22 protein-coding genes and 1 pseudogene are annotated in these 25,721 nt (G+C 60.6%); 13 read left to right on the top strand and 10 right to left on the bottom strand.

All coding sequences use genetic code 11. The features are described 5' to 3' along the window. Positions 1 to 62: 62 nt before the first annotated feature. Positions 63 to 461, top strand: a complete 399-nt coding sequence (locus tag NG898_RS09435) for a VOC family protein (RefSeq protein ID WP_252692073.1) — start codon at positions 63 to 65, stop codon at positions 459 to 461. 73 nt (positions 462 to 534) lie between these two features. Here the strand turns inward: NG898_RS09435 and yidC are convergent, their stop codons facing one another. The 4 genes and pseudogenes from yidC to rpmH all read right to left on the bottom strand — a co-directional run bounded on the left by yidC (position 535) and on the right by rpmH (position 3,256). Next, positions 535 to 2,196 (bottom strand): membrane protein insertase YidC, encoded by a 1,662-nt coding sequence (gene yidC / locus NG898_RS09430; protein ID WP_252692072.1) that lies wholly within the window; start codon positions 2,194 to 2,196, stop codon positions 535 to 537. Positions 2,197 to 2,343: 147 nt separating this feature from the next. Further along, positions 2,344 to 2,640: pseudogene (gene yidD / locus NG898_RS09425) on the bottom strand (membrane protein insertion efficiency factor YidD); the annotation flags it as partial. After that, positions 2,637 to 3,059, bottom strand: coding sequence for a ribonuclease P protein component (gene rnpA / locus NG898_RS09420; RefSeq protein ID WP_092974198.1), 423 nt, complete (start codon positions 3,057 to 3,059; stop codon positions 2,637 to 2,639). The gene rnpA and the pseudogene yidD, both read right to left, overlap by 4 nt. Positions 3,060 to 3,121: 62 nt before the next feature. Next, positions 3,122 to 3,256, bottom strand: a complete 135-nt coding sequence (gene rpmH / locus NG898_RS09415; RefSeq protein ID WP_003262958.1) for a 50S ribosomal protein L34 — start codon at positions 3,254 to 3,256, stop codon at positions 3,122 to 3,124. A 629-nt stretch (positions 3,257 to 3,885) separates the two neighbouring features. On the opposite strand from rpmH, the gene dnaA reads away from it, so the two are divergent. From dnaA to NG898_RS09385, 6 genes are all read left to right on the top strand, one after another. Continuing rightward, positions 3,886 to 5,472, top strand: coding sequence for a chromosomal replication initiator protein DnaA (gene dnaA / locus NG898_RS09410; RefSeq protein ID WP_252692071.1), 1,587 nt, complete (start codon positions 3,886 to 3,888; stop codon positions 5,470 to 5,472). A 277-nt stretch (positions 5,473 to 5,749) separates the two neighbouring features. Beyond that, entirely contained in the window at positions 5,750 to 6,865 is a 1,116-nt protein-coding gene (gene dnaN / locus NG898_RS09405; protein ID WP_092974203.1) for a DNA polymerase III subunit beta, read from the top strand. A gap of 128 nt (positions 6,866 to 6,993) precedes the next feature. Further along, entirely contained in the window at positions 6,994 to 9,522 is a 2,529-nt protein-coding gene (gyrB, locus tag NG898_RS09400) for a DNA topoisomerase (ATP-hydrolyzing) subunit B (protein WP_252692070.1), read from the top strand. A gap of 218 nt (positions 9,523 to 9,740) precedes the next feature. After that, positions 9,741 to 10,805 carry a PD-(D/E)XK nuclease domain-containing protein gene (locus NG898_RS09395; protein ID WP_252692069.1) on the top strand — a complete coding sequence of 355 codons (1,065 nt, stop codon included), beginning with the start codon at positions 9,741 to 9,743 and terminating at the stop codon, positions 10,803 to 10,805. 65 nt (positions 10,806 to 10,870) lie between these two features. Continuing rightward, complete coding sequence (locus tag NG898_RS09390) at positions 10,871 to 11,881, top strand: hypothetical protein (protein WP_252692068.1); 1,011 nt, start codon at positions 10,871 to 10,873, stop codon at positions 11,879 to 11,881. Between the two features lie 445 nt (positions 11,882 to 12,326). Continuing rightward, positions 12,327 to 12,593 (top strand): hypothetical protein, encoded by a 267-nt coding sequence (locus NG898_RS09385; RefSeq protein ID WP_252692067.1) that lies wholly within the window; start codon positions 12,327 to 12,329, stop codon positions 12,591 to 12,593. A gap of 113 nt (positions 12,594 to 12,706) precedes the next feature. Here NG898_RS09385 and NG898_RS09380 read toward each other — a convergent pair whose 3' ends face one another. Then, complete coding sequence (locus NG898_RS09380) at positions 12,707 to 13,177, bottom strand: hypothetical protein (protein ID WP_252692066.1); 471 nt, start codon at positions 13,175 to 13,177, stop codon at positions 12,707 to 12,709. A gap of 464 nt (positions 13,178 to 13,641) precedes the next feature. Continuing rightward, positions 13,642 to 14,568, bottom strand: coding sequence for an HNH endonuclease (locus tag NG898_RS09375; RefSeq protein WP_252692065.1), 927 nt, complete (start codon positions 14,566 to 14,568; stop codon positions 13,642 to 13,644). A 407-nt stretch (positions 14,569 to 14,975) separates the two neighbouring features. Here NG898_RS09375 and NG898_RS09370 point away from each other — a divergent pair, with 407 nt between their 5' ends. Beyond that, complete coding sequence (locus NG898_RS09370; RefSeq protein WP_252692064.1) at positions 14,976 to 15,344, top strand: hypothetical protein; 369 nt, start codon at positions 14,976 to 14,978, stop codon at positions 15,342 to 15,344. A 91-nt stretch (positions 15,345 to 15,435) separates the two neighbouring features. Here NG898_RS09370 and NG898_RS09365 read toward each other — a convergent pair whose 3' ends face one another. Then, the gene (locus NG898_RS09365; RefSeq protein ID WP_252692063.1) at positions 15,436 to 15,672 is read right to left on the bottom strand and encodes a hypothetical protein; all 237 of its coding nucleotides are present in this window, start codon (positions 15,670 to 15,672) and stop codon (positions 15,436 to 15,438) included. Positions 15,673 to 15,738: 66 nt separating this feature from the next. Here NG898_RS09365 and NG898_RS09360 point away from each other — a divergent pair, with 66 nt between their 5' ends. Both NG898_RS09360 and NG898_RS09355 read left to right on the top strand, forming a co-directional pair. Continuing rightward, positions 15,739 to 16,770, top strand: coding sequence for a hypothetical protein (locus tag NG898_RS09360; protein ID WP_252692062.1), 1,032 nt, complete (start codon positions 15,739 to 15,741; stop codon positions 16,768 to 16,770). Between the two features lie 203 nt (positions 16,771 to 16,973). Then, on the top strand, positions 16,974 to 17,285 hold the full coding sequence (locus NG898_RS09355) for a hypothetical protein (RefSeq protein WP_252692061.1): 312 nt from the start codon (positions 16,974 to 16,976) through the stop codon (positions 17,283 to 17,285). 110 nt (positions 17,286 to 17,395) lie between these two features. On the opposite strand, the gene NG898_RS09350 is transcribed toward NG898_RS09355, so the two are convergent. Further along, entirely contained in the window at positions 17,396 to 17,764 is a 369-nt protein-coding gene (locus tag NG898_RS09350; protein WP_252692060.1) for a 5-carboxymethyl-2-hydroxymuconate Delta-isomerase, read from the bottom strand. A 329-nt stretch (positions 17,765 to 18,093) separates the two neighbouring features. Continuing rightward, positions 18,094 to 18,894 carry a hypothetical protein gene (locus NG898_RS09345; RefSeq protein ID WP_252692059.1) on the bottom strand — a complete coding sequence of 267 codons (801 nt, stop codon included), beginning with the start codon at positions 18,892 to 18,894 and terminating at the stop codon, positions 18,094 to 18,096. Positions 18,895 to 19,956: 1,062 nt separating this feature from the next. On the opposite strand from NG898_RS09345, the gene NG898_RS09340 reads away from it, so the two are divergent. Beyond that, entirely contained in the window at positions 19,957 to 21,021 is a 1,065-nt protein-coding gene (locus NG898_RS09340; RefSeq protein WP_252692058.1) for a hypothetical protein, read from the top strand. A gap of 571 nt (positions 21,022 to 21,592) precedes the next feature. Here the strand turns inward: NG898_RS09340 and NG898_RS09335 are convergent. Further along, positions 21,593 to 23,626, bottom strand: a complete 2,034-nt coding sequence (locus NG898_RS09335) for a glycoside hydrolase (RefSeq protein ID WP_252692057.1) — start codon at positions 23,624 to 23,626, stop codon at positions 21,593 to 21,595. A gap of 472 nt (positions 23,627 to 24,098) precedes the next feature. Between NG898_RS09335 and NG898_RS09330 the strand changes: the two genes are divergently transcribed. Next, on the top strand, positions 24,099 to 24,848 hold the full coding sequence (locus tag NG898_RS09330; RefSeq protein WP_252692056.1) for a FadR/GntR family transcriptional regulator: 750 nt from the start codon (positions 24,099 to 24,101) through the stop codon (positions 24,846 to 24,848). 21 nt (positions 24,849 to 24,869) lie between these two features. Then, positions 24,870 to 25,697 (top strand): transporter substrate-binding domain-containing protein, encoded by an 828-nt coding sequence (locus NG898_RS09325; RefSeq protein WP_420803689.1) that lies wholly within the window; start codon positions 24,870 to 24,872, stop codon positions 25,695 to 25,697. The last annotated feature ends 24 nt before the right edge of the window (positions 25,698 to 25,721 follow it).

The raw sequence follows: 25,721 nt of genomic DNA, 5'->3' as shown, positions 1-25,721 counted from the left end.
CATGGGCGGTATTGTGCGGCAGCCGCACAGTTGCGCGCCAGTTTCCAACCAAGGAGATTCGGATGATCGATCACACCGGCGTCGTCGTCAGCGACTTCGAGGCCAGCAAGCGGTTCTACGAACAGGCGCTCGGCGCCATTGGCCTGGCTAAGGTGCTGGAGTTTCCGGCGGCCGTCACGGGCCACACCGATGTGGCCGGTTTTGGCCAGCCCGGCAAGGCGGAGTTCTGGATTTCAGCAGCAATGGCTGGGCAGGGGCCGAACAAGCCGCCGCTGCACGTGGCCTTCCGCGTTGATACGCGTGCCGAGGTGGAGGCGTTCTACGCTGCGGCAACGGCCGCAGGCGGCACCGACAATGGCGCACCCGGCGTGCGCGCGCACTATCACCCGAACTACTACGGCGCTTTCGTGCGCGATCCGGATGGCCACAACATCGAGGCTGTCTGCCACGCTCCCGTTTGAAGCGCTTGAAGCGTTTCAGGGAGGCGTAAAAAAGGGCACCCGGAGGTGCCCTTTTTGCTGAAGCGCATTCGCCTTACTTGGCGGGTGCCGCCTTCTTGTTGGTACCCAGCATGCGGTTGATCGACCATTGCTGCGCGATCGACAGGCAGTTGTTCACCACCCAGTACAGCACCAGGCCGGCCGGGAAGAAGAAGAACATCACCGAGAACGCGATCGGCATGAACATCATGACCTTGGCCTGCACCGGGTCCGGCGGGGTCGGGTTCAGCTTGGTCTGCACGAACATCGACACGGCCATCAGCACCGGCAGGATGTAGAACGGGTCAGGCGCGGACAGATCGTGCACCCAGCCGATCCAAGGCGCGCCGCGCATTTCCACCGACGACAGCAGCGCCCAGTACAACGCCATGAACACCGGAATCTGGATCACGATCGGCAGGCAGCCGCCGAGCGGATTGACCTTCTCGGTGCGGTACAGCGTCATCATTTCCTGGTTCATCTTCTGCGGATCGCCCTTGTGGCGTTCGCGGATGGCCGTCATGCGCGGCTGCAGGTCCTTCATCTTGGCCATCGACCGGTAGCTCGTGGCCGACAGTGGGAAGAACACCAGCTTGATCAGCACCGTGAGCGCGACGATCGACCAGCCCCAGTTGCCCAGCAGCCCGTGGATCTTTTCGAGCAGCCAGAACAGCGGCTTGGCCACGATGGTCAGCCAGCCATAGTCCTTCACCAGATCCAGGCCCGGCGTGATGGCCTCAAGCATGCGTGCTTGCTGCGGGCCGGCAAACAGGCGGGCCGTGGCCGACACACTGGCGCCGGGTGCGATCGTGCCCAGCGGCTCCTGGAGTCCGATGCGGTAGAAGTTGGTGTCGACGCGGTTGACGTAATACTCGCGCTTGACGTTATCAGCCGGAATCCAGGCCGATGCAAAGTAGTGCTGCACCATCGCCACCCAGCCGCTGTCGGTCGGGGCCGGCACGTGCGCCTTGCCCTTGTCGATGTCGGCGAAGGTGATCTTGTGGAACTTGTCGCCGTCGGTGTACACGGCCGGGCCGGTGAACGTGCTGTAGAAGCGCGATTGCTCCACAGCGCCGCCGTCACGGGCCAGTTCCAGGTACAGCGTCGGGTTGATTGGCACGGTGCCGTCGTTCGTCACGTCGAAACGCGTATCGATCACGTAGCTGCCGCGCTTGAAGACATACGTCTTGGCCAGCTTGGCGCCGCCCTTGTCAGCCGTCAGCGTGATGGAGACATCGTTGCCCGTGCCCAGGTCACGCGGGCCGGCCGATGCCGTGAACACCGTCGTGTGGTTCGGGAAGTCGCCGCCAATGATGCCCGAGCGCGCCAGATAGGTGCGCTCGACGCTGCGGTCGAACAGCACCATCGGGTTGCCATCGTGGTCCTTCTGGTCAAGCAGTTCGAGCTTGGTGACGATAGCGCCGTCGGTGTCGATGGTGGCGCGCAGCAGGTCGGTCGAGATGACGATCTTTTCCGAAGCCGGTGCCTGCGAAGCAGCGCCCGTGGCCGGGGCGGCCTGCGATCCGGCGGCGGCTGCCGTGGTGGCACTGTTCGGCACGTCGCCTGCGGGCGTGCTGCCCGGCGCGGCGGCCGTCGTGGCCATTTGCGGCGTCGGGAAGAACATCGACTGGTGGCCATTCGCGCGTTGCCAGTTGTCGAACAGCAGGACAACCGCCAGCGAGAAGATCACCCAGAGAATGGTGCGTTTGATATCCATGTCGGATTACGGTCTGGGAAGGTGAAGCCAGCGCCGAAAAACGGCTGCGCAGCCCGATCTTGAACCTGCGATGCTCTCCGTACCCTTGTACGGTTGCGCTTCTCGGTCCAACCTCGGGCTGCTCGCTACGTTTTCCGGCACTGCCTGGATCGACGGCCGCGCAGGCTGGGAGTCAGCTGCGGTCGCGTCGGTCGATGCGGGATCGTTGGAGCGGGGCACAGCGTCGCCAGCGGCGGGCGGCACAGGATCATACCCGCCTTGTGCGAACGGATGGCAGCGGCATAGACGTTTTGCCGCAAGATAACTGCCGTAACCGGGCCCGTGAGTGAGCACGGCGTCGCGCGCGTAGTCAGAACAGGTCGGTAGGAAACGGCATTGCGCGCCCACAAACGGGCTGAACGCCACTTTGTAGATGCGCAGCAGAAACAGCAGCACGCGCGTCATGGCGTGCTCCCAGCGGTGGGCTGGGAAGGGGTGGCTGCAGGTGGAGCTGGCAGCGGTCGCGTGGCAATCTCAAAGAGATGGGCCAGCTCTTCACGGCAGATGCGCTTGAAGGCGGCCACGGTAGGAACGTCCTGGCGCGGAAACTTCGCCTGTAAGCGGATCAGCACGTCGCGCCCACCCAGCAAAGGCTGTCGCAGGCGAAACAACTCCCGGCACTGCCGTTTGATGAGATTGCGCTCGACAGCGCGCTTGGCGAATTTCTTGCCGATCACTACGCCCAGGCGCGCTTGGGCGTTGCCGTTGGCGCGCACATACAGCACGAAGTGACGACTACGCCGGACCGGCCGCAAAGCAAAAACGGATGAAAACTCATCCGTTTTTGTCAGCCTTGCGGCCTTGGGGTAGGCGTGCAGGCCCATCGCCAGCGTGCCGCAAAGCCAGGGGCAACGGCCATGAGCCGCCACCCTCGGCGCGGCCGTCTTTAGATGGCCAGGCGCTTACGGCCCTTGGCGCGGCGTGCGTTCAGCACGGCACGGCCACCACGGGTCTTCATGCGGACACGGAAACCGTGGGTGCGCTTGCGACGGGTAACGGAAGGTTGATAGGTACGCTTCATGATGCACTCTCTTGTTAATGGGTGGTGCGGACATCGCCGCACGCGCCGGGCCTAGGGCTGCCCCTGCGGCCTGGTGTCGATTCAGTCAGAGAAATCGCCCACGCAGACCGCCGTGCGCTGTGTTGTTCAGGTCTAGGGTGTCACCGGAACATCGGGCACCGAGAGCATCGGGCCTAAGCCGGATCAGTCGCGACGAAGTGTTTCTCGCCCCGCATCTGACACGAACAAGCGTGCGCTCCCCTGCTGCGCATCGCAGAACCCGACATTTAAGCGGCATTTCCCACATCTGTCAAGCCTTGCTGACTGGGGATAACGTGGGCCCGGCACCCGAATTCCACTCGGCGACGAGTTGTCCCCATCGCCTTGTGCGGCTTGGTATGCTCTGCGCAAAGCCTTGTCGGGGCTTGATTTGCAGCGAGTCAATAAAAGCGGTTGTCCACCGCTACTCACAGCGGGTCCACAGGTTATCCACAGACTTATCCTTTGTGGATAACTTTCCGCAGGGGGTACAATCCCGTTCCAATAACGAAAGCCACCCGGTTTCTGGCCTGCGCCAGACGCCCGGCGGCCGGCCCTCCCGGGGACGTCAACAGACGCGTGTGGCGCCGGTCAAACACCTAACGATAACGATGCAGGATTTCTGGCATGCGGCGTCTGCTCAGCTTGAAAGTGAGCTAACGCCGCAACAATTCAAGACGTGGATCAAGCCGCTGACGCCGCTGTCATTCGACGAGCAGGCGTGCACGCTGCGGATTGCCGCGCCCAACCGCTTCAAGCTCGACTGGGTCAAGAGCCAGTTCTCGGGCCGCATCCAGTCGCTTGCGTGCGACTACTGGGAGGCGACGGTCGACGTGCAGTTCGTGCTCGACCCGACCGCCGGCCAGCGCCAGGCGGCCTTGCAACCGTCGCTTGCGCCGGTGCCGATGCAGCCTCTGGGGGGGCAACAGATTCAACCGCGACAGGCCATGCCGGCCGGCAACGGTGCTGCGCATGATGCGACCAATCTGCGCCCCGCGCCGGCCGTGTATCGCGAAACCGCGCTCGCAACGGCCAGCCATACCGCTGCCGATATCGATGTGCCCGTGATGGACGCCGCCGAAGTCCGGGCCCAGTCGTACCGCATGCCGCAAGCGCCCGCCGTGGTCACAAACCTGGCCCCGCCCCCGCAAGCGCCGGTGGATGATTCCGTGCACGAGCGCTCGCGACTGAACCAGATCCTGACGTTCGACAACTTCGTCACCGGTAAGGCGAACCAGCTGGCGCGTGCCGCGGCCATCCAGGTCGCCAACAACCCGGGCAAGTCGTACAACCCGCTGTACTTGTACGGCGGCGTGGGCTTGGGCAAGACGCACTTGATCCATGCCATCGGCAACTTCATGCTGATGGAGAACCCGCGCGCGCGCATCCGCTACATCCACGCGGAGCAGTACGTGTCGGATGTGGTGAAGGCGTACCAACGCAAGGCGTTCGACGATTTCAAGCGCTATTACCACTCGCTCGATCTGCTGCTGATCGATGACATCCAGTTCTTCTCGGGCAAGAACCGCACGCAAGAAGAGTTCTTCTACGCGTTTGAGGCGCTGATCGCCAACCGCGCGCAGGTCATCATCACCAGCGATACGTATCCGAAAGAGATCACCGGCATCGATGACCGCCTGATCTCGCGCTTCGACTCCGGCCTGACCGTGGCCATCGAGCCGCCCGAGCTGGAGATGCGCGTCGCGATTCTGATGAAGAAGGCGCAGGCCGAGAACGTGACCGTGCCGGAAGAGGTGGCCTTCTTCGTGGCCAAGCACCTGCGCTCGAACGTGCGTGAGCTGGAAGGCGCGCTGCGCAAGATCTTGGCGTACTCCAACTTCCACGGCAAAGAGATCACGATCGAGGTCACGCGCGAGGCGCTGAAAGACCTGCTGACGGTGCAGAACCGCCAGATCTCGGTGGAAAACATCCAGAAGACCTGCGCGGATTTCTACAACATCAAGGTCGCGGATATGTATTCCAAGAAGCGGCCGGCCAACATCGCGCGCCCGCGCCAGATCGCCATGTATCTGGCCAAGGAACTCACGCAGAAGAGCCTGCCTGAGATTGGCGAATTGTTCGGCGGACGCGACCACACCACGGTGCTGCACGCCGTGCGAAAGATCGCCGACGAGCGCACCAAGGACGCCCAGCTCAACCACGAGTTGCACGTGCTGGAGCAAACGCTCAAGGGCTGACCGCGCGATGGTCAGCGGAGCGCATGGCAACGCCATTCGCCCTGAATCAAGCCTCGACAGACGCCCGCTCGAATGCGGGCGTCTTTTCATGCACAATAGACATATTTGCCGCGCGCGTGACGCTATCCAGCGCCCCCTTATTTGCGGTATAATTTGTGATTAACCCCTTGATTTACAACAACTTTGGGTTAATCGCGAATGCTCCTGCAGGCACCGGCCCACGTGGGCCCAGGCTGGGGCGCGCGCGGTGTCACCTCTCAAGCCAAGGATCGCCTTCATGCAATTGGTCAAAACCTCGCGAGACAACCTGCTGCGTCCGCTGCAAATCGTGAGCGGCATCGTGGAACGCCGACACACGCTGCCCATCCTGGCCAATCTGCTCATCACCAAGCAAGGGGAACGGGTTTCCTTCCTGTCCACCGACATCGAAATCCAGATCACCACGCACGCCGATTGCGGCGCCGGCACCGGCGATGTGGCCACCACCGTGGCCGCCCGCAAGCTGGTCGACATCCTGCGTGCCATGCCTGACGGCGAAGTTGCCCTCACGCTCAACGACAAGCGCATGACAGTGCAATCCGGCAAGAGCCGCTTTGCGCTGCAGACGCTGGCCGCCGAAGAATTCCCGACCGTCGCAGAGGCAACCGATTTCGGTGCCCGCATCACGGTGCCGCAGAAGACGCTCAAGCACCTGCTGGCGATGGTGCACTTCGCGATGGCCCAGCAAGACATCCGCTACTACCTCAACGGCATGCTGCTGGTGGTGGACGGCAAGCAAGTCATGGCAGTCGCCACCGACGGCCACCGCCTGGCCTACTGCGGTGTTGAAACCGGCGAGCAACCGGCAGGCGCCGGCGGCCGCCAGGAAGTCATCATCCCGCGCAAGACCATTCTCGAACTCCAACGCCTGCTGGAAGACGTGGACGATCCTGTCTCGGTGCAACTGGCGTCGAACCAAGTCAAGTTCACCTTCGGCAATATCGAGCTGATCTCCAAGCTGGTCGAAGGCAAGTTCCCGGATTTCCAGCGCGTGATCCCGAAGGGCTATCGCAACAGCTTCACGATCGACCGCACGTTCCTGCAGAGCGCACTGCAACGCACGGCCATCCTGACGACTGACAAGTTCAAGGGCGTGCGCTGCATGCTCGACACCAACGTCCTGAAGATCAGCTCCACCAACGCTGACCAGGAAGAAGCGCAGGAAGAACTCGAAATCGACTACCAGGGCGACGCGCTGGATATCGGTTTCAACGTCACCTACCTGCTGGACGTGCTGGCCAACCTCAAGGCCGAAAAAGTGCAGGTGAGCCTGGGCGACTCCAATTCGAGCGCACTCATCACCCTGCCCGACGACGACACCTTCAAGTACGTCGTCATGCCGATGCGCATTTGACGCACCGCTGGACCCAGAGCAAGACGAGGGGCTGGATCGTGACGATCCGCCCCTTCGCCGTTTTTAAGCAACCCCGCTGTGTGCGTTGAGATAACTATTTCCGCGCCCATGGCTGCGAGCAGAACGACATGACCGAAGAGCAGAAACCGCAATCCACCCCCGCCGAGGCCAACAGCTACGACGCCGCCTCGATCCAGATCCTGGAAGGCCTGGAGGCGGTACGCAAGCGGCCGGGCATGTACATCGGCGACACCTCGGATGGCACCGGCCTGCACCACCTCGTGTTCGAGGTGCTGGATAACTCCATCGACGAAGCACTGGCCGGACATTGCACCGAGATCCAAGTCACCATCCACACGGACAACTCGATCTCCGTGATCGACAACGGCCGTGGCATCCCGACCGGCATCAAGTTTGACGACAAGCACGAGCCCAAGCGCAGCGCGACCGAGATCGCCATGACCGAGCTGCACGCCGGTGGCAAGTTCAACCAGAACAGCTACAAGGTGTCGGGCGGCCTGCACGGCGTGGGCGTGTCTTGCGTCAACGGCCTGTCGAAGTGGATGAAGGTGACGGTGCGCCAGGGTGGCAAGGTGCATTACATCGAGTTTGCACAGGGCGTTCCGCAAAACCGCCTGATCGAAACCGTGCAAGGGCCGGACGGCCAGATGGTCGAAGTCTCGCCGCTGCGTGTGTCGGGCACCACCGACAAGCGCGGCACCGAAGTGCACTTCCTGGCCGACGAAACGATCTTCACCAACGTCGAATACCACTACGAGATCCTCTCCAAGCGCATTCGCGAGCTCTCGTTCCTGAACAACGGCGTGCACATCAGGCTGACCGACCAGCGCACCGGCAAGGAAGAAGACTTCGCCTTCTCGGGCGGCGTGAAGGGCTTCGTTGAGTACATCAACAAGAACAAGACCGTGCTGCACCCGACCGTCTTCTTTGCCGCGGGCGAGAAAGACGGCGTGGCCGTAGAAGTGTCGATGCAGTGGAACGACGCCTACAACGAGCAGGTGCTCTGCTTCACCAACAACATCCCGCAGCGCGACGGCGGCACCCACCTCACGGGCCTGCGCGCCGCCATGACGCGCGTCATCAACAAGTACATCGCCGACAACGAGATCGCCAAGAAAGCCAAGGTCGACACCTCGGGTGACGACATGCGCGAAGGCCTGACCTGCGTGCTGTCCGTCAAGGTGCCCGAGCCCAAGTTCAGCTCGCAGACCAAAGACAAGCTCGTCTCGTCGGAAGTGCGCCTGCCGGTGGAAGAAGTCGTGGCCAAGGCGCTGAGCGACTTCCTGCTGGAAACGCCCGTCGACGCCAAGATCATCTGCGGCAAGATCGTAGAAGCGGCCCGCGCGCGTGAAGCCGCCCGCAAGGCCCGCGAAATGACCCGCCGCAAGGGCGTGCTCGACGGCATGGGCCTGCCCGGCAAGCTGGCCGACTGCCAGGAGAAAGACCCCGCGCTGTCAGAACTCTTCATCGTCGAGGGTGACTCCGCAGGTGGATCGGCCAAGCAAGGGCGCGACCGCAAGTTCCAGGCAATCCTGCCACTCAAGGGCAAGATCCTGAACGTCGAGCGCGCGCGCTTTGACAAGATGCTGTCCAGCCAAGAAGTGCTCACGCTCATCACCGCCATGGGCACCGGCATTGGCAAAGACGACTACAACCTCGACAAGCTGCGCTACCACCGCATCATCATCATGACCGATGCTGACGTAGACGGCTCGCACATCCGCACGCTGCTGCTCACGTTCTTCTACCGCCAGATGCCCGAGATCATCGAGCGCGGCCACGTCTACATCGCCCAACCGCCGCTCTACAAGATCAAGCACGGCAAGGAAGAGCGCTACATCAAAGACGACGTCGAGATGGCCGCCTACCTCGTGCGCCAGGCGCTGGACACCGCCGTGCTCGTGCGCCCCGACGGCACCGAGATTGCCGGCGACGCCCTGGCCGAACTCGCACGCCAGTACCAGCTCAGCCGCGGCGTGATCGAGCGCCTGTCTCGCGTGATTGACGCCGACGCCCTGCGCGCCATTGCCGAAGGCGTGTCGCTGGACCTGAGTAACGAAGCCGCAGCCGAAGCCAGCGCCCGCACGCTCAAGGCCCGCCTGCTGGAAATGCAAGGCAACGCCAGCAACGCCAACGGCGGCGCCACCGCAGACGCCTTCATGCAGTACGACGAGAAGACCGAGAAGTACCGCATCATGGTCGTCCGCCGCCAGCACGGCAACCAGCGCCTGAGCCACATCGACGCCGACTTTGTGGCCGGCGCCGACTACACCGCGCTCTCAAGCACCGCCGCCACCTTCCAGGGCCTGATTGGCGACGGCGCGAAGGTGCGGCGCGGCACCGGCGACAAGGTGCGCGAGCAGAACGTTGCCGACTTCCACGCCGCCATGAACTGGCTGCTGAGCGAAGCCGAGCGCGGCGTGAGCCGCCAGCGCTACAAGGGCCTGGGCGAAATGAACCCCGAGCAGCTGTGGGAAACCACCATGGACGTCACCCAGCGCCGCCTGCTGCGCGTGCAGATTGAAGACGCCATTGCCGCAGACCAGATTTTCACCACGCTGATGGGCGACGACGTTGAACCGCGCCGGAACTTCATTGAGAGCAATGCGTTGGTGGCGCGGAATATTGATGTTTGAGTGATTCCGTTGACAAAAAAAGCGCCCGTTTTCTTCGGGCGCTTTTTTTTTGAGCCCTGCGAATTATCGTCCCTCCGCCCTGAGGCAACCCCCCCGATGGGGGTCGATTTTGGGGAAACTCTACTTATAATCGATGTGCACACGGTGATGGTTTTTGGAATCTGCCGTAGCTAAAGCGAGCGTCGCAACACAACACGAACTTATAAGCGGAGATTCTCTTGGGCGGAGAGACAGGTGCCATTGCAAAAATGGCGGTACGCGTATCAGACGATATTTTCGAGTGGTTTCGTTGGTCCCGCGTTAAGCTGCCGGACCAAAATTTTGACTGCGTGAAAACCACCGCGCACGCTCCGAACAAAGATAGTCATACGCATCCGGTGGATGCAGTATTTTGGTATCTCGATCCATATCTAAATAAAATAATCTACCTAAATACGGATCTCAAAAGCTACGCAAGTGGCAGCATAGATGCGAATCGAATATTTTCCGCACTAAAGTCGCTTGCGTTAACTATCGACTGCGCCCGTGTATCCGAGGAATGGCAGGATCGTTACCATACATTGGGAGATATTCCGTATGAGGTGCGGGGCATGCTGTTCGTTTATAACCACGACTCGGAATTCGATAAAACTTTCTACGATCTCCTCTCGTCGCCCGTGAAGCGTCGAGGCGCTTCGGAAAAGAGATCTGTGAAGTTGGAAACTCTACCTATAGCTGACGGCCAACTTATTCATCTATTTGAGCCCGGTCTGATCAGCTACCTCACAACGGTAGTGACCGACGCTCAACGCTTACATAGCGACGGCACTTTCCCTGAGAAAAACTACGAATTTTTTTATCCCGACTTGCGGCTCCACAAGGCAAGCGGAGCTGAATTTGAAAGGGCTGCCACCGCAGAGCTACTAGCAGGGCCCTACCTCATTATTCGCCACGATCAAGTTAAAAAACTAAATGAATCGACCGGGGACATCGAAGTTAGATTTCCTGAGGGCTACGTCATTTACTACAACCGTCCGGGGGCCTCTGCCGAGGAGTTTGCGTATTTTCTCGACGTGCTATCCGGTTATCAAATACTCGACGGGCAGCACAAAATAAGAATTCGCATTGCTCATCGCTCTATTGCGAGTGACCCGCGAAGTAATTTCAGGCGAGCTATTTCTCTGTACGCACAGGAATGGGGGTTTGATGGGCACAAACTAAGTAGACTTGAATCCATTGAGGTGGAGGTGGTTGAGATATACCAGTACTCCTTTTCTAGAACGGACATTGGCTGGGAGCGATGATGCGAGGCGGGACAATTTTCAGCGCGAATGACAAATCGCTTAACGATGCTCTCAATCAGAAAAACGTGACGAACTCGGATCTTCGAGAGTTGTTCCTCGCAAGAGGTGTGTTGATCTCTAAAGATTCAAGTCGAAAAAGCCTGGCGTTACATTTTTCGAGGCTTACGCACGACTATCTAGACTATGATCGGTTGGCAAGAATATTTGGGAACCAAACGCACCGAGAGAAGATGGCGAGCAGTCGGATAAAAACCGCAATTCCGATTTCAGCATTCGAATCAAGCGCTCATGAGCTTAAGGCCGACTTGGAGAAAGATGGTGCTGTAGTGAAGGTTTATGCTACGCAAGGAACTCGTCTAGATATAGAGATAAAATATCAAAAGCTCTTATTTAATAAGAGCGAGTTTCGCCAAGTTGCGAATAGGGTCGCAATAATTTCCATACAGAGGGATGGTGACGATCTTGTCTTTCATGGACCCCACAACGACGATGTGCAAGAGTGGGTCGGTCAACTCGCCAAAGTCGTGAGTGAAAAAAACGGGGAAGACCTAGAATTTAGTGAAATAGAACTGCCCCCGAATTTTTCTGCTAAGCAGAGGAGTGCCTTTTTTACGGATCTGATCAAGAAAGTGGATGGGTACCAGTTTAGCGATGTATCCGATGTATATGTATCTCACCCCCGGACCAAGGATGATGACGACGAGGACGAGGAATCGGAGAGTGTGCAGTCGGGTATCCATATTTCTAAGGCCTCTTTAAAAGGACAAGGCGTTCTTCACTCTGATGAGTTGAGGATCTTGGAAGGGAAGGGATTCTATATTAGTAGAGTCGTGTGGACGAGCAAAAATGGCTCCGTAGATTCCGATTTGTACGAATTTGAGGCTCAATTTTCCTCACCCGAAGATTGCACTGGATTTACTTATCTGCCGAGGGGATTTTATCGGCATCTGGACGGTTATGATTTTTCTCAAAATAGAATTTCCTTCACGAGCGATGAGGAATACCGTCTTGGAAAATTGATTGAGTCAGCTGCGAGGGCTACGCTGGCGAAATTGATTGGGGGCGGCAATGTATAGGGCTAAATGGATAAGAATTGATGTCGACTGTACACATAAGGCGTTAATTACCGGGATTCGGGCGACCCAGTTCAGTGACGAGGTTGGGTGCGGTTTTGACCTTTCGTTTCGTGATGATCGGACGATTAGGGCCAAATTTATTGAGAAGATTGCGACAGTTGAGATTGTTACCGATCCATTCGGGGTTAGCTCGAGTATCGAAACAACAAGGTATTCGTCTACGGAGTTTCAGCTAACCATCTTCTCATCCGACGGTGTTCGGTCATATTTAATGGAGGTGAGGTTTCCTCCGAGGACGCTACGTACACTTATTGCGGCGCTGGATACTTTCGCAACCGGCTTGGTCGTGTCGGAAGTGCAACTACCTCTTATGGATGTGTTTTCCATTTTGCGAAAATCGTCTGTGACGTCCAGGTTGACGCGCATAAAGGCATCGCAGTTAAAGTTGACGCCGGATTCCGTGGCAAAGATCGATGTAATTTCTAGCGGAAATGCAGTGACGGATTTAAAACGTCACTTTGAAGTTGATGCAATCAGTATCGACAAGATCCGTGTGGAGCGTCCGTTTGGAGCGGCGGCGCATTCGATGGAGTTGAGTCGCAACGGGCTGATTTCTGTGGATGACTCTTACCAAGAAGTCGCTTCGGATTTTTTGCTGGACTTGCTTATGAATCAATATATGGCCCCATCGGGAAGCCGGCGGCGTCTCTGACCGTTCGGCGCGAGCGGAACGAGGATGTCACGGGAGGGGGCGTAAGGTTCTCATGCCCGAATTAAAAAGCCGCCCAAGGGCGGCTTTCTTCACATCAAAAATTTGGCTTTAATTCACTCCGCCACCTCCTCCACCTTCTTCCTACGCCCCCGGCTAAACCGAGCCGACAACGCCTGCCGAGCCGTATCCAGCCCTTCCCCCTTACCGGCGACCTTCAAGAAGGCATAGCCTTCCAGCGAACCCGTCATCAAATCGCTACCCAGCGCTAGCTGCGAATCGCGCATCTTTTCGTAGAGCTTTTCAATGCGGACCAAGCGAGGCCGGAGCGTGTCAAAGCCCGCAAGGTCACGCCGCAGTTCTGCAAGGCTGAAGTTGGCCGGCAGCACGCCGGGGTTGTTGCCCAACACTTCCACGGCCTTCCGGCAGAACGCTTCCGACTTGTCGCCCATCTTCATGAGCGTGCTGCGTTGTTCGATCGACAAGTCGATCAGACCAGCAAGCTTCTCTTCCAGCGTCTTCAGCGCAGCGTCGACAGCAGTCAGGTCCGCGGGGCTTGGTTGAAACGAAATCAAGTTTTGTGACATTGCAATCCTTATTGGTTGGCAACGTTATGCCCGTTGGCACAACCGAGCGAGATTGGCGTGCCGCAGCCTTGGTAGCAATGCAAGCATCGACATTTGACAATTCGATCGGACGGTTCTGAAGGAAGCCGCTCGACGGCCGCTTGTTTCGTTTCAGTGTTGGAGAGTGACGTTCGACTCTTGGACAGTCGATCTCGAGTGTTTAAGAGTCGAGTCTGACTCTCAAAGCGTGGCGCTTCAGCGTCTAACGGTGGCGCTCGAGGCTCAAACCGTCGCGCTTCACTGTCCGAGGGTCACAATCGTCACCCTCGGACAGTGAAGCTCCAGTGTTTGAGGGTGAAGCGTGACCGCCGGAGGGTCGGACTCCTCCGTCTTAGGCTGAAGCCCGACTCTTTATGTGTCGCGCTCCACAGTTAGACAGTGGAGCGCTAGTGTCAGACAGTCGACGACGAAGCGCCGTGCGGAGGTTACCGAGCGGTCCTGTTTGCGAACGGCTCTTCCTTTGCGGCGATGCGAGCGCGTAGCTCCTCGTTTCGGTGTTGGCCGTTCTCGCCAAAGTGAATCAGGCGATGGCACGTAGGGCAAATGGCGCCGACGTACTTCGGGTGGTCCAGCCCACCATCGGAAAGCCTGTTGATGTGGTGCGGCTCCAGATACGGCGTGCCGTCGCTTTTGCGATTGAACGGTGCCGGCGCCTCGCAAAGTTCGCAGTGGCCCTCCGCACGCGCTAAGACATATCGCTTGACGCGCGCACTGCGCTGGTATGCGATCCGCACAGTCTCTTTCGGGTCAGCGATGGGGTCGCCGGGCTGACATGCAGCAATCGCCGCTTGCCTCAACGTCGTCAGGTCCGCTCGCTGACTCTCGGCCTTCGCCGCATTGTCGTCGTCTTGATCCGGCAGATCGTCCAGTTCGCGACGCAGTGTGTTCGATACCGGCATCAGCCGGAACACGATCACATTGCGTTCGTTTCCATTGCGGTCCGCGTCTCGTTTGAAGAAGTACGAATCACAAGCGAATTCACCCAAGTATTCGCATGGCTTCCCTTTGCCCCGCATCTTAAAGACGTGCAGTGCGCGGCCGTCCTTAGCGTGAGAAGCGATGGCGAGGTTGCCCTTGGTCATCTTCATGTCGCCCAGTTGCCCCTCACCAACGTAGTACAGGTAACCAAACGCGTCGAACTCGTCTTTGTAGCCGTGCTGCTCGCCGGTCCCCGTAAATAGAAAAACGGCTGGGGACTGTCGGGAGGGCGCGATGCCGCTTTGGCCGCTACCCCCAAACTTTCCCGTGATCTCTTCTCTGCGGTTGTAGGCCCTCCCGATGACGAACTCGGGAATCTCCGTTGCCGTCGCAGCCGTGGGCCGAACGGTGTCCTGGTCGTTACTAGGCAGCATGCAATCCCCCCGGATTGGCTGTAAATTTTTGTGCCTATTTTATGTCACGCTAGTCCGCACTGAGCGGTGCTCTCAGTTGCGCAAGCCGTGCGCCATCAAGCCGTCAGCAAATTTCGCATCGGAAATAGGGGGCTGCTTTTGCGCTTCGCTTTCGTATAATCCCCAGCGCTGCCGCACCAACGGCAGCCGGGTCTGGCGATCCGACCGCGCAACACTCAAAGAAGACGGACAACTGCTGATGCGGTTGCGTCCGTACACGCTCGCGCTAGCTTCATGGCAGGCCGGGTGGGGAGACCGCAAGGTCTGCCGGTTTTCTTTGGGGGCCGGTTCGCCAGCCCCGCCGTCGGGCCTGCCACCCTCGTCTGGCGACGGAGTGGTGAGCCTCCAGCAACCCCAAAGAGGCCATCATGCCAAGCACCCAAAGCGGGCACCGCCCCGCGTCTTACCCATCTCCACCCGAACCACCCACGCACGCGCCCACGTCGTCTGACACAGGCACGCTCACCAAAAACCGCACTTACCTGAACGGTGCAATGGCAGCGCAGGCGTACCTCAAGCGCACACGCACCGCCATGCGGTCCCACGGCCAATGCCGACCGGGCATGCTGCGGGCAGAGCTTCAACACCTCTCTGCACACGCGTTCCCGCCGGCCTTCATCAAAGGCTTTATGGACGCGATCGATGCGTACGTTTCGATGTCGCTCGGGGGCCGCGATGTTGATCCGCAGACGTGGGATGTATTAGCCGCCATAGAGCGGCGTGGCTACAGCCAATAACAACGGACTGACGCATTCCCGTGACGGGCGGGAATGCCAGGGTTTTCGAGAACCTATCCAGGCAATTCCCACGCCCGCAGTCACAACGGCGCTATTGGCGTTCCAACCTCCCTAACTCTGCAAGAACGGCATCCCGAAACTGGTCAAAGATCAGCCAGTTTTTGTACTCGGCGCGCCAGTGCCCTTTTCCCCGGCAGATTGGCTCGACCATGCTCCTCACTGATTCGTTGTACGGATGAAATACCGTCATGTTTCTAAACGGTAAATTCCGTGCATAGACCGGCACCCCTAGAATCAGAAACATCCATTGCCCATTTCCTTGCAACATGTCGACCTCCGTGTGAATGACGAGGTCAGGCTAGGAGCGGCCGGGCGCAAAAAACACTCTCCAACCATGAACGAAACACTGGTGCAGGGAAATTCCGGCTTTGAAATCAACGAGTTGGAGGCGGGGCGGGCACAGCAGGTCGCCGCGCTCCAAGCCTTCCTGGCATTCCATCAGCAGTTCGATCGCGAGACCAAAGCGCTCGCCGTGGCTCGGGCTCTCGCGCAAGCATCGTTGGAACGGCTCGAAAAGGGGCAGCCGATTGCCAAGTACAACTCGGCGAACATCGCCGGCTTAGTCGACCAGAAGGTCGGGCCGGACGGCGCAACCGCATGGCTGTCGAAGGTGTGGAAGTCGCTGGAGCAGCTACTTGAAGAGCGCCGAACGGGCATTCAAGACGTAGCACGGCAAGCGGGCGCCAATATCTACGCGTGGCCAACAAAGACGCGGGGCGCAGGAGGGGCGGGCAATAACTCGGAATATGGCATTGAGTTCTTGTCGCTGCCCCAGAGCGACAACCCGGTCGTAACGCCTCTGCCGGGGGAGGTCACTTACGTCCAAGAGCTAACGTTGCGGCCGGCGTTCTGGGCGCGTCCGCTGTTCAAGAAAGGATTTCCCTTAAAAGGGTGGCGGCGCACAAGCTTCATCGCTTTCGGTGTTGTCGTGCTCCTAGCCGTGGGCGCCGCACTGCTGCTGACTTGGCTCACCCTGAACAACCCGAGGGTGTCATCGTCCGCCAAAGACGTCGTTGTCTGGGTGGTGTTCGCCTTGATGGTGTCTTGGTTTGGCTACTCGATACTGAAGCCCTTCTCCGACTTGGCAGACCTTCGCCTCATCATGGCGCCGGATGTAATGGTCGGCTTCACTGAACTGAATGTTCAACTTGAACTAGCCCGAGAGCGTCCCGCCGACGAGGAGCCGTATCGCGTGCTGCGGCTGGTGCGCTACTCAGCCAAATGCGCTGTCTGCGGTGAGACCGTCCACTTGGCCGACGGCAAAAGAGAGTTTCCTGGCAGGCTGGTAGGCCGGTGTTCAGAACAGCCGCGAGAGCACGTCTACTCCTTTGATCGACACACCAGAATCGGCAGGCCTCTTCGTTAGCCGTCGCGCTATCCAGGCTCCGTTCGCACATGACCCCTTCACTGAAAGAAAGCCCACTCGGCACCTATGCCGACCGCAATGGCAACTTCCGGTCGGAATATCAAATCGCTACCAGGCTGGTTTGGGTCGTCTGCCGGCATCACATCGCTTGCCACCAGTGTGCGGATAAAGCAGACGCGTTGTTGCCCGACATATGGGCCGCAATGCCAGACGCTGTCGCCATGGCCGAGGACTACTCGCGAACCGTCATTCCGGAGTTCTGGCGCCAGCACGACATGTCGCAACGCGAAGGTGCGCGCATGGCTGTATGGGGCATCACCATCGTCCCAAACACTGGAGACGCCACATTCGATATCTCGATGAACTACGACTTTGACTTCGACTCTCCGACGTTCTCGAAAGACGATGCCCGGAAAGAGACGCCCATCTTGCTTCCCGAGCTACCGGACCCGCATTACGTCTTTGTCGCCCGTAACAGCAGCGGGCAGCTCACTGTGGTGTCTGGGCATTCTTGATTGCGAGATCAATCCTGAAACGTGGGAAGCACTCTCCGCCATAGAGCGGCGTGGCTACAGCCAATAACAACAGATTGACGCGCTCCCGAGACGGGCGGGGCGTCAATCGATCAACCGTGCGCCTCGATGCTCACCTTCGCATACGACTCGCGCTCAATTTCAAGCACCTGCACAGAAAGCTGAAGGTGCACGCCTGCCGGCGCGCTGCACTGCGCTTGCAAGACCGCCAACACGCTTGCCGACAGTTCGCGCCGCGTCTCCAGCGGTCGCCCGCTCAGGATCGCGAGATCAGCGTGTACGAATGCGCGCGGCGCGCTGGAGGTGCCCACGGCAAACGTGTCGCACCGGTGGCTTCGGCTTTTGATGTCGGCCTCAACAAAATGCCCGGTCGCAGCAAGGGCTGTGTTGACGGCGAGCAGCGTCGCTTTGGCGTCAAAGGTGTTGAGGTTGGCGGAGTATTCAAGCGTGAGATGGGGCATGGCGGGGCCGTGCTGCACGGCGGTTGTTGGGGGAGTGCGGCACAGATTGTGATGCAAGCCGCAGCCCCCTGGGCCAACGCCAATTTCCACAGTGGGGGATTCAGAAAACGGCCATCTCGCCAACGCTCAAGTAGGGGAAGTGCTCTGCGCCATAGAGCGGCGTGGCTACAACCAATAACAACAGATTGACGCATTCCCGTGACGGGCGGGAATGCCAACAGAGGCAGCGCTTCAGGCGCGCTCGAGCCAAGCCAGTCTCCGCCTCTTCATCAGTTCAACGCACTCGACTTGCGGGCCGGTTTTCCTGACCGCTTCTGCGGCCCGTGCGTTCACGTCGGCCGCTTCAAAAATACGGCTTCAATATGCGCGCGGTCGGGCGTACCGAACTGGTCGGTAAAGAACTTGGCCGTATCGCGAAACTCAACGGCCGTGCCGTGAAACGGGTCGCGTATCGACAGATGAAACTGTCCGTTCGCTTCCCGAATGCCGTCCAGCATCACCATGTGCCCGTTCTTTCGGAGCATGCATGGCCCCATGTCATTGATCTTGCTCGCAAGATCCCGCCACGCCTGTTTGCGGCTCGGGTGCGCGGCGCCAAACAGGCCCGTCTTGTAGTTGAGGTCGTGCTCCACCAGGATCGGGGTCCATCCAGTCTGGTGGTGTAGCGAAGCCATCAGGTTGGCGGTTTCACGGGTCTTGCCAAGGGCTGCTTCGTAACCGTGGGCGGTGTCGCGGTTGATGTGCCCGTGGTCAAACAGCATCATCAGTTCGCAGGCGCCCGTGCAATCCCGAAAACCCGGCTGCGGCACCACCACCTTGCCGTTCCCAAGCGGATAGGCCTTGAATTGCCAGCCGACTTGAATGGGGCTGACCGTATTGCCGTTCACCTCAAACGCTGCGTGCTTGGCATCGGCGGCCAGGTTGATGCCCCCAATGCGCTTGGTGACGTATTTGGCGGGAATGTCGTAGATCTGCCCCTTCCCCAACTGCGAGAAGTAGCGGTCATTGTCACCCTCCGCGCGCGGGAACCGCCGGACGGCACCATCGCTGCAACGGACCATGGGCTCCGCCATCGGTGCGTACTTGATATCCGGCGGAATGCCATAGGCAGCGGGCGGGCGCTCATACATGGCCCCGACAACCGTAGCGATACTCCTGAAGTGCGAGAACTCAGCAGCCGGATACACCGACCGATGTGGCCCTTCTGGCAACGCCGGAGAACCGGGCGGGCTCTGCCGAGACGACGATGCTTCCCCAACGGTCGCACGGCTGCTGCTCGGCGCCGTGGCGCTGATCGGGCGTCTCGGCAAGGGTGCGCGGCGGCGCATGGGCCCATCGGCGTGTGAACTGGTTCCCGCGCGCCGCGCAGCCGGCATGCCGTCGGGGCGCTGCAGCACGCGCGTAGAGCGCTGCGGTGAATCCGTTGAGGCAGGCTGCCTTGCGGCACTCGCGTCCTGTTCCAGCTGCAGGCCGCTGACTCTCTGATGCAGCTCTGCGTATGCAGCTGGATCATGCGGCACATGGTTGAACTTGGTGTCCATACGGGGGTTCGCAAAGCATGATTGGCAGCCGATGCTGCCACGCAGGCAAGACGCCCGCCCCGCCGGCTGGCGAAGCAACGAAGTCGTGTGCGAAGCAAGAGGTTCCCCATACCTGCCCAGTCGCAACGCAGAGCGACTGGCGCCAACAGGCCTCCTCAAACAGCGAGGCAATTCACTTCACGCTGGCCCATTCGAACGGCCCGTAAACGGCGCGATTCGGACCTTCAACTTTCCTCATGGTCATCTTTAAGCGCGCGCTCGGATGCTAATTTGATTCAGCGTGATAGCACGCATGTAGGCAAAAGGCGCCGGCGCAAGCGGATTGCTTTGCCGGGCCGCGATGCCCCTCAGCGCGAAGGTGCCGCTGAGTCGGGTGCTTTCTCAAATAAGCATGAAAATTGACGAGGTCGGGAAATGACAAACGGTAGTGTGGCAGCGGACACGCATCGGCAAGAAATGCACGCGCGCGGAACTCGCAGTCTGTTCTCTCATCGGCATGTGGCGGCAGCTTTGATGGCTCTTGCCTTATTCGGCTGCGGCGGAAGCGATGATGCATCCACCAGCGGCACGACAACGCAAAGCAGTAGTGGCAGCGCACCAGGCACGCCACAAACGGGCACCGGCTCCGGCGCTGGCGACGTTAAGCGGGTCATGGGTACGGACACCAACGCTTCCGCCGCGATTCTCAGCAAGATGGGCAGAACGGGGCGTGTGCAGATCGGCTTGGGTTCGGGGCAGTCCATCGCTGATATGCAGGCCCAGGGCATTCGTCCTGACATTGTCGACGTCTACCTCGTAGGCGTTGGGTCAGGCGCCTGGACTTCGTGGAACAGCCCCACCGGCGCATACGTGACCTATCAGGCCAAGAACGCCATCAGCTATGGCGCGACCCCGATGTTCACGCTCTACCAGATGGCCCAGCGCGGCGACAGTAATCTGAGCGGCATCAGCGATGCGAGCTTCATGAATGACTACTGGTCGCAAGTGCGGACGATGTATGACCGCATCAACGAGCTCGACACCGCGGTGCTGGTCAACCTTGAGCCGGACTTTTGGCCTTACGTCTATGCGCAGGCGCCCAACCACGACATGACGCAAATGCCTGCCGTGCTCAATAACCAGCCGGAATGCAGTTGGATGGCGAACACCGCCGCCAACATCGGCAGCTGTCTGGTGTCGATGGCGCGTTGGCATGCGCCCAAGGCGTTGATTGGCTTTCCCCCGGCATTCTGGAATGCCACGCCAGACGTGTTCGCAAAGCAAATGCAGCTCGTTGGCGCGGATCGTGCCGATTTCATCGTGGCGCAGACAAGCGACCGCGACGCCGGCTGCCTTGAAGCCGCGGCCGTTGGAGAATGCATGGGCCGCAGTGGTCCGTTCTACCTGGACGAAAACAACGTCAACACGCCCAATTTCCACCAGCAGCAGAACTCGTACTCGGCCTATCGTGACGCGCTGGGCAACGGGCTGCCAATCCTTTGGTGGCAAACGCCGTTGGGTGTGCCTTCCGACACCCCTGGCGGCACGCCCGGGCACTACCGAGACAACCACGTTGACTACATGCTGCGCAACACGTGGGAGTACGGCGGCATGCATACCTTTGCCATTGTGTTTGGCGGCGGCGGTACCTATTCGACGAACATCAACACCGACGGCGGCCAGTTTGCGCGCCTCTTCGGTCAGTACCTGACGTCGGGTGGCGTTGCAGCGCTGTAACGGTGGGTTGGAGGGGCGCATTGGCGCCCCTTTTTATTACCGAGGAAGATGGCCAACAAGCCGGCGCCAGTGATGGAACTGCCGGGGCCAACCGTGCCAACGGTGAGGCATCGGCAGCGGTGGCCGGGCTGGGCGGAGGCAATGCGCTCGCCGCCGGTGCAGGCGCTGGGCTGAGCTCACTTGCGGCGGGCAAGCTGAATGAGTTGTCGAGCGCAATTGCTAGCTCTAGCCCGACTGGCAACAAGAACGTGGATGAGGCGCTGGGCAATATTGTGTCCAACGCTTTGGCAACTGCGGTGGGCGGAGCTGTTGGCGGAAACCCGTTACGCAGAAGGTCGAGAGGTTCAACAAGGAAAAGTGCTTCCCCACCCAGCAAGCCATCTCCAATCGCACTAACTGAGCCGTACCCTCCAACGATTCCAGATCATGTTGTCTGCAGTTTGTGGTGACGCAATATAGCGTCGCCGCTCCGCCTTCGACGTATGGCCAGCTGGGTGCACACCGGACACCAGGGGCTGTTAGTAGACCGCCCTACGCGAGCGCTAAGCAAGCCTCCGCCTCCTCCCACCCCCTAGTTCACCAACGTAGTAACGCTCTTCGCCGGCAGCGTCACCGTGAACGTGTTCCCACTCACGGCCACGGGCGCCTGCTGCTCAAACGTGGCACTCGCCGTCGTCCGGTACGGCGTCAGGCTGGTCACCGTGCGCCCTGCAGAGTTGACCGACGTCGTCAGGGTCACGTCCGTGGCGTTCTCGTTCACCAGCACCACCACGGCCTTGTTGTCGGCGGCGCCCGTAGGCGTGCCGAACGCAGAAACACGCACGCCCTTCTGCGGCAGTGTTGTCGTGTCGTAGCGCACGTAGCCCGGGCGGATGAAATACGCAAAGTGCTTCAGGCCAATGCCGAAGTAGGTGGGCTTGTTGTCGGAGCCGATCAGGCCGGTGGGTTGGGCATCGTTGGAGTTGACCAGCCACCAGTAGACGTACGCGTTGTACTGCCCCAGCGTAAAGCCGTCGTGGATCTCCTTTGCAATGGCAATGGCATCGTCAATGCTGGTCTGCCAGGCCGTCTTGTTGTCGGCCTTGTTCACAGAATCCAGGAAGTGTTCGGTCATCCAGACGTCCTTGCCCAACCTCCGGGCTGACGCCGGATACGCGGGCACGCCGCCGTACAGGTGGCCGCCAATGATCGAGACGTTGGCGGCCGCATTGGCATCGCCCAGCAGCGTGTCCGCCGTGGCTTGAGAAAAGTAGAACGATTCCGGTGCCATCAGCTTGGTCGTGGTGCCGGCCACGGCCGCCGCGCCTTGGGCGGCAGTCCAGGCGCGCATGTCGTCGGGGCTCCAGAGGCAGGATTCATAGGTCGCGGGGTCCCAGTCCGGTTCGTTCTGCAGGGATACGGCGTAGAGCCTCACGTTGCGCGTTGCAGCATAGCGGATGTAGCTGTTCAGGTACTTGGCGTAGTCGGCGTAGCGCGCCGGGTCCAGGCGCCCGCTGTAGAGCGGGTTGCTGCGGGTGGTGTTGACGATCTTCATGCTGGCCGGCGGCGTCCACGGCGATGCAAAGACGAGCGCACCGCGTGCCTGGGCGGCGGCGCCGTTCTCAAGCTCGGCTGTCCACTGCGTGGTGTCGGCGGTCTGCGTTGTGGTGTTCCATTCAGCGGGCGCAATGCGCAGCCGCAGGATGGACAGCCCAAGGCTGTCGGTCAGGCTGGTGCCGAACAGCGCGTTCAGACGGTCGTCCGCCATCTTGCTGTAGTACCAGGCCGCCGATCCGCCGAACCCCTGGATGGTTTGTTTCGCGCTGCCAAAGTTGATGGCGGCGGCCGCAGCGGCGGGCTTGATGGTGAGCGCCGTGCTGACCAGGGCCGTGCGGTAGTGCGCGCTGTCCCGCGGTACGAACGTCGCCTGCAGGATCACGCTGCCGGCCGTGCTGGTGGTGGCGGCGCTCAGCGGTGCGCCATCAGCGGTGGTGTAAGACGCCGGGTCCACAGTGCCCTGAATGCCATACAGCGCATAGGGCACGGTGGAGACCTGCGCAGGCGTCAGCGCCGAGCTCTGCGTCACGGTAGCAGGCAAGTCCCACCGCACGGGCGGCTCGGCCTTGTTGACGGTCAGCGTGCGCACGGTGGTGGTGCTGGCGTATTTGGTCGTGTCCTGCGGCGTGAATGTCACCGACAGGGTCTGCGTGCCGACCTCCGGCTTGGTCCCGATTGCCGGCGAATACGTGAAGGTACCGGGCACATTGGCGGTCGCGTTCAACTGCGCCGCGCTGAGCGCCGTGCCCCACGCGATCGATGCGGGGGTCAGCCAAGTGATTGTCGGGGTGGGCGTGGTTGGCGCAGGCGAGGGTGCAGGCGCGGGCGCTGGGGCCGGTGTTGGCGTCGTCGGCGTAGTAGTCGTCGGCGCGGGCGTTGGTGCTGGGCTGGCCCCTGGGCTCGACGTTGCGACTGGTGCAGTCGTTGCGGCAGTGGACGAGTCTGCTGGCGTGTCGCCGCCACCGCCGCAGGCCGCCAGCCCCAGGCTCAGCAAACCGATCACCATGCTCCGCGCGAGGTGTGGATGCGGGTCTTGCGGCGCGCGCGTTGTTCTCGTCGTCAACGACATGTCTGGGCTCATTTTTTTGGATGGGTTACGCGGGCAGCCACCCCCTACGAAAGTGGGGTGCGCCGTTTTGCACACGCGGTATCCCATGTCGCCTCAGCGCGCGTCAAGGCAAGGGCGGGGCTGTTGAGAGTTCTTGAAAATCCCCATGGCTTCGCGCCATGAACAAGCCGGTCGGGCGCACCAAACCTGCGCTGCACGCAAGACGGCTTCGGCGCAATGCACTGCGGCTCGCGCTATTGCGCTTGGGGTATCGACGGATGGGGCAGGGCGTTCCAAATCGGTGCGGCCCGCACCAACTCCAAGCGACTGATGCCCGCATCCGGCAGCGCACGCCTCGCCCACGGGCAGCGCCCAGGCAATCAATCGCCCGCGGTGCAGCCCAGCAAGCCACTGGATGCTGCATGGCACAAAACTCGCATAAGCAGTGGGCGACCGGTCAGACCACGACCGCGTCTTTCTCTAACGTCAGCCCATGCACAGCATTCCATCCTCCGTCGCGCAAGCACTCCAGCAACGCATCCTGAGCGGCGATTACCCGAGTGGCAGCCGCCTGCCGCCGCAGCGTGAGCTGGCGGAAACGCTGGGCGTGAGCCGCGCATCGTTGCGCGAAGCGCTGACGGTGCTCGAGACGCTGGGCTTGGTGGACATCCTCCCGAGCCGGGGCGTGGTGGTGCGCGGTACGCAGGCCAGCGCCGAGCGCATGCATCGCCCGTTTGCCACGCCGGCGCTGGGCACCTTGTCGCCGCGTCAGTTGATTGAGCTGCGTCTGGTGCTGGAGCCCGGCTGGACGGCGCTGGCCGCCGCGCGCATGCATGCCGCCGGCCTGCGCCACCTGCAATGGCTGCAACAGCAGTTGGCCCACGCGCTGGAGCGCAATGACTTGCTGAGCGCGGCAGAGGCGGACTTGCACTTCCACGTGCTGCTCGCACAGTTGTCCGGCAATCCGGGCCTGATGGCGATGGCGGGGCAGTTGGAGCACGCCATTGGCCACAGCCTGCGCCTGCCCTTTGCCCGTAACGGCGCAGACGACCACCCCGCGCACGAACACGACGCCATCGTGCAGGCCGTTGCCGCGGGTGATGCCGTCGCCAGCGCAGAGGCCATGCGCGCGCATCTGTTGTCGGCCGCGCGCCGCAGCGGCATCGACTTGAGCGCGCCGCCTGCCACGCCCGAACCCATGCAGCACGAACCGGTTTCCTTTCGCCTCGCCTCGATTTCCTGAATTTCCTGAAGGAGTTTTTGAATGTTCCGCACCCTTGCTCTGCAGCTGTCGCGTCACACCTCGCGCCGCACCTTCTTCCACGCCGTCATGGCCGCCAGCGCGCTTGTCGCGTTGTTGCCGGGCCGCCCGGCCCATGCCGATACGCTGGCCAACATCCAGAAAGCCGGCGTGATCCGCGTGGCCATCCCGAATGACTTCCCGCCGTTCGGCTCGCTCGGTCCGGACCTGAAGCTGCAGGGCTATGACATCGACATGGCCGGCCTCATCGCCAAGGAACTCGGCGTCAAGGCAGAACTGGTGCCCGTGACGAGCACCAACCGCATTCCGTTCCTGACCACGGGCAAGGTGGATGTCGTGATCTCCAGCCTGGGTAAGAACGCCGAGCGCGCCAAGGTGATCGACTTCTCGCAGGCATATGCACCGTTCCCCAAGAGCGTGTACGGCCCGAAGGAAGCGTCGATCAAGGTGCCGGCGGATCTGGCGGGCAAGACGATTGGCGTCACGCGCGGCTCGACTGAAGATCTGGCGCTCTCCGCCGTTGCGCCGGCGTCGGCCACCATCAAGCGCTATGAAGATAACAACGCCACCGCGCAGAGCTACCTGATTGGTCAGGTGCAGCTGGTGACGGTGGGCAACATCGTGGCCAACGCGGTGAACGAGCGCACCAAGCTGCGCCAGCTCGACCTGAAGTTCCCCGTGGAAGACACGCCTTGCTACGTGGGTGTGGCCAAGGGCGAGCCCGCGCTACTGGACAAGGTCAACGCCATCATCACCAAGCTGAAGACCGATGGCCGCCTGAACGATCTGTCGCAGCGCTGGATCAAGATGCCCCTGCCGGCAAAGATGTAAGAACCTGCCCGCCTTCGCAACACA

Source organism: Ralstonia mojiangensis (assembly GCF_023955645.1).
GTDB classification, from domain to species: domain Bacteria; phylum Pseudomonadota; class Gammaproteobacteria; order Burkholderiales; family Burkholderiaceae; genus Ralstonia; species Ralstonia mojiangensis.
This window is presented reverse-complemented; position numbering and strand designations above follow the sequence as displayed.

Bases quoted from the DNA above. Each gene is read 5' to 3' on its own strand.
- NG898_RS09435 (WP_252692073.1), top strand. From the start codon at position 63: ATGATCGATCACACCGGCGTCGTCGTCAGCGACTTCGAGGCCAGCAAG.
- yidC (WP_252692072.1), bottom strand. From the start codon at position 2,196: ATGGATATCAAACGCACCATTCTCTGGGTGATCTTCTCGCTGGCGGTT.
- rnpA (WP_092974198.1), bottom strand. From the start codon at position 3,059: ATGGGCCTGCACGCCTACCCCAAGGCCGCAAGGCTGACAAAAACGGAT.
- rpmH (WP_003262958.1), bottom strand. From the start codon at position 3,256: ATGAAGCGTACCTATCAACCTTCCGTTACCCGTCGCAAGCGCACCCAC.
- dnaA (WP_252692071.1), top strand. From the start codon at position 3,886: ATGCAGGATTTCTGGCATGCGGCGTCTGCTCAGCTTGAAAGTGAGCTA.
- dnaN (WP_092974203.1), top strand. From the start codon at position 5,750: ATGCAATTGGTCAAAACCTCGCGAGACAACCTGCTGCGTCCGCTGCAA.
- gyrB (WP_252692070.1), top strand. From the start codon at position 6,994: ATGACCGAAGAGCAGAAACCGCAATCCACCCCCGCCGAGGCCAACAGC.
- NG898_RS09380 (WP_252692066.1), bottom strand. From the start codon at position 13,177: ATGTCACAAAACTTGATTTCGTTTCAACCAAGCCCCGCGGACCTGACT.
- NG898_RS09375 (WP_252692065.1), bottom strand. From the start codon at position 14,568: ATGCTGCCTAGTAACGACCAGGACACCGTTCGGCCCACGGCTGCGACG.
- NG898_RS09370 (WP_252692064.1), top strand. From the start codon at position 14,976: ATGCCAAGCACCCAAAGCGGGCACCGCCCCGCGTCTTACCCATCTCCA.
- NG898_RS09365 (WP_252692063.1), bottom strand. From the start codon at position 15,672: ATGTTGCAAGGAAATGGGCAATGGATGTTTCTGATTCTAGGGGTGCCG.
- NG898_RS09360 (WP_252692062.1), top strand. From the start codon at position 15,739: ATGAACGAAACACTGGTGCAGGGAAATTCCGGCTTTGAAATCAACGAG.
- NG898_RS09355 (WP_252692061.1), top strand. From the start codon at position 16,974: ATGCCAGACGCTGTCGCCATGGCCGAGGACTACTCGCGAACCGTCATT.
- NG898_RS09350 (WP_252692060.1), bottom strand. From the start codon at position 17,764: ATGCCCCATCTCACGCTTGAATACTCCGCCAACCTCAACACCTTTGAC.
- NG898_RS09345 (WP_252692059.1), bottom strand. From the start codon at position 18,894: ATGTATGAGCGCCCGCCCGCTGCCTATGGCATTCCGCCGGATATCAAG.
- NG898_RS09340 (WP_252692058.1), top strand. From the start codon at position 19,957: ATGGGTACGGACACCAACGCTTCCGCCGCGATTCTCAGCAAGATGGGC.
- NG898_RS09335 (WP_252692057.1), bottom strand. From the start codon at position 23,626: ATGTCGTTGACGACGAGAACAACGCGCGCGCCGCAAGACCCGCATCCA.
- NG898_RS09330 (WP_252692056.1), top strand. From the start codon at position 24,099: ATGCACAGCATTCCATCCTCCGTCGCGCAAGCACTCCAGCAACGCATC.
- NG898_RS09325 (WP_420803689.1), top strand. From the start codon at position 24,870: ATGTTCCGCACCCTTGCTCTGCAGCTGTCGCGTCACACCTCGCGCCGC.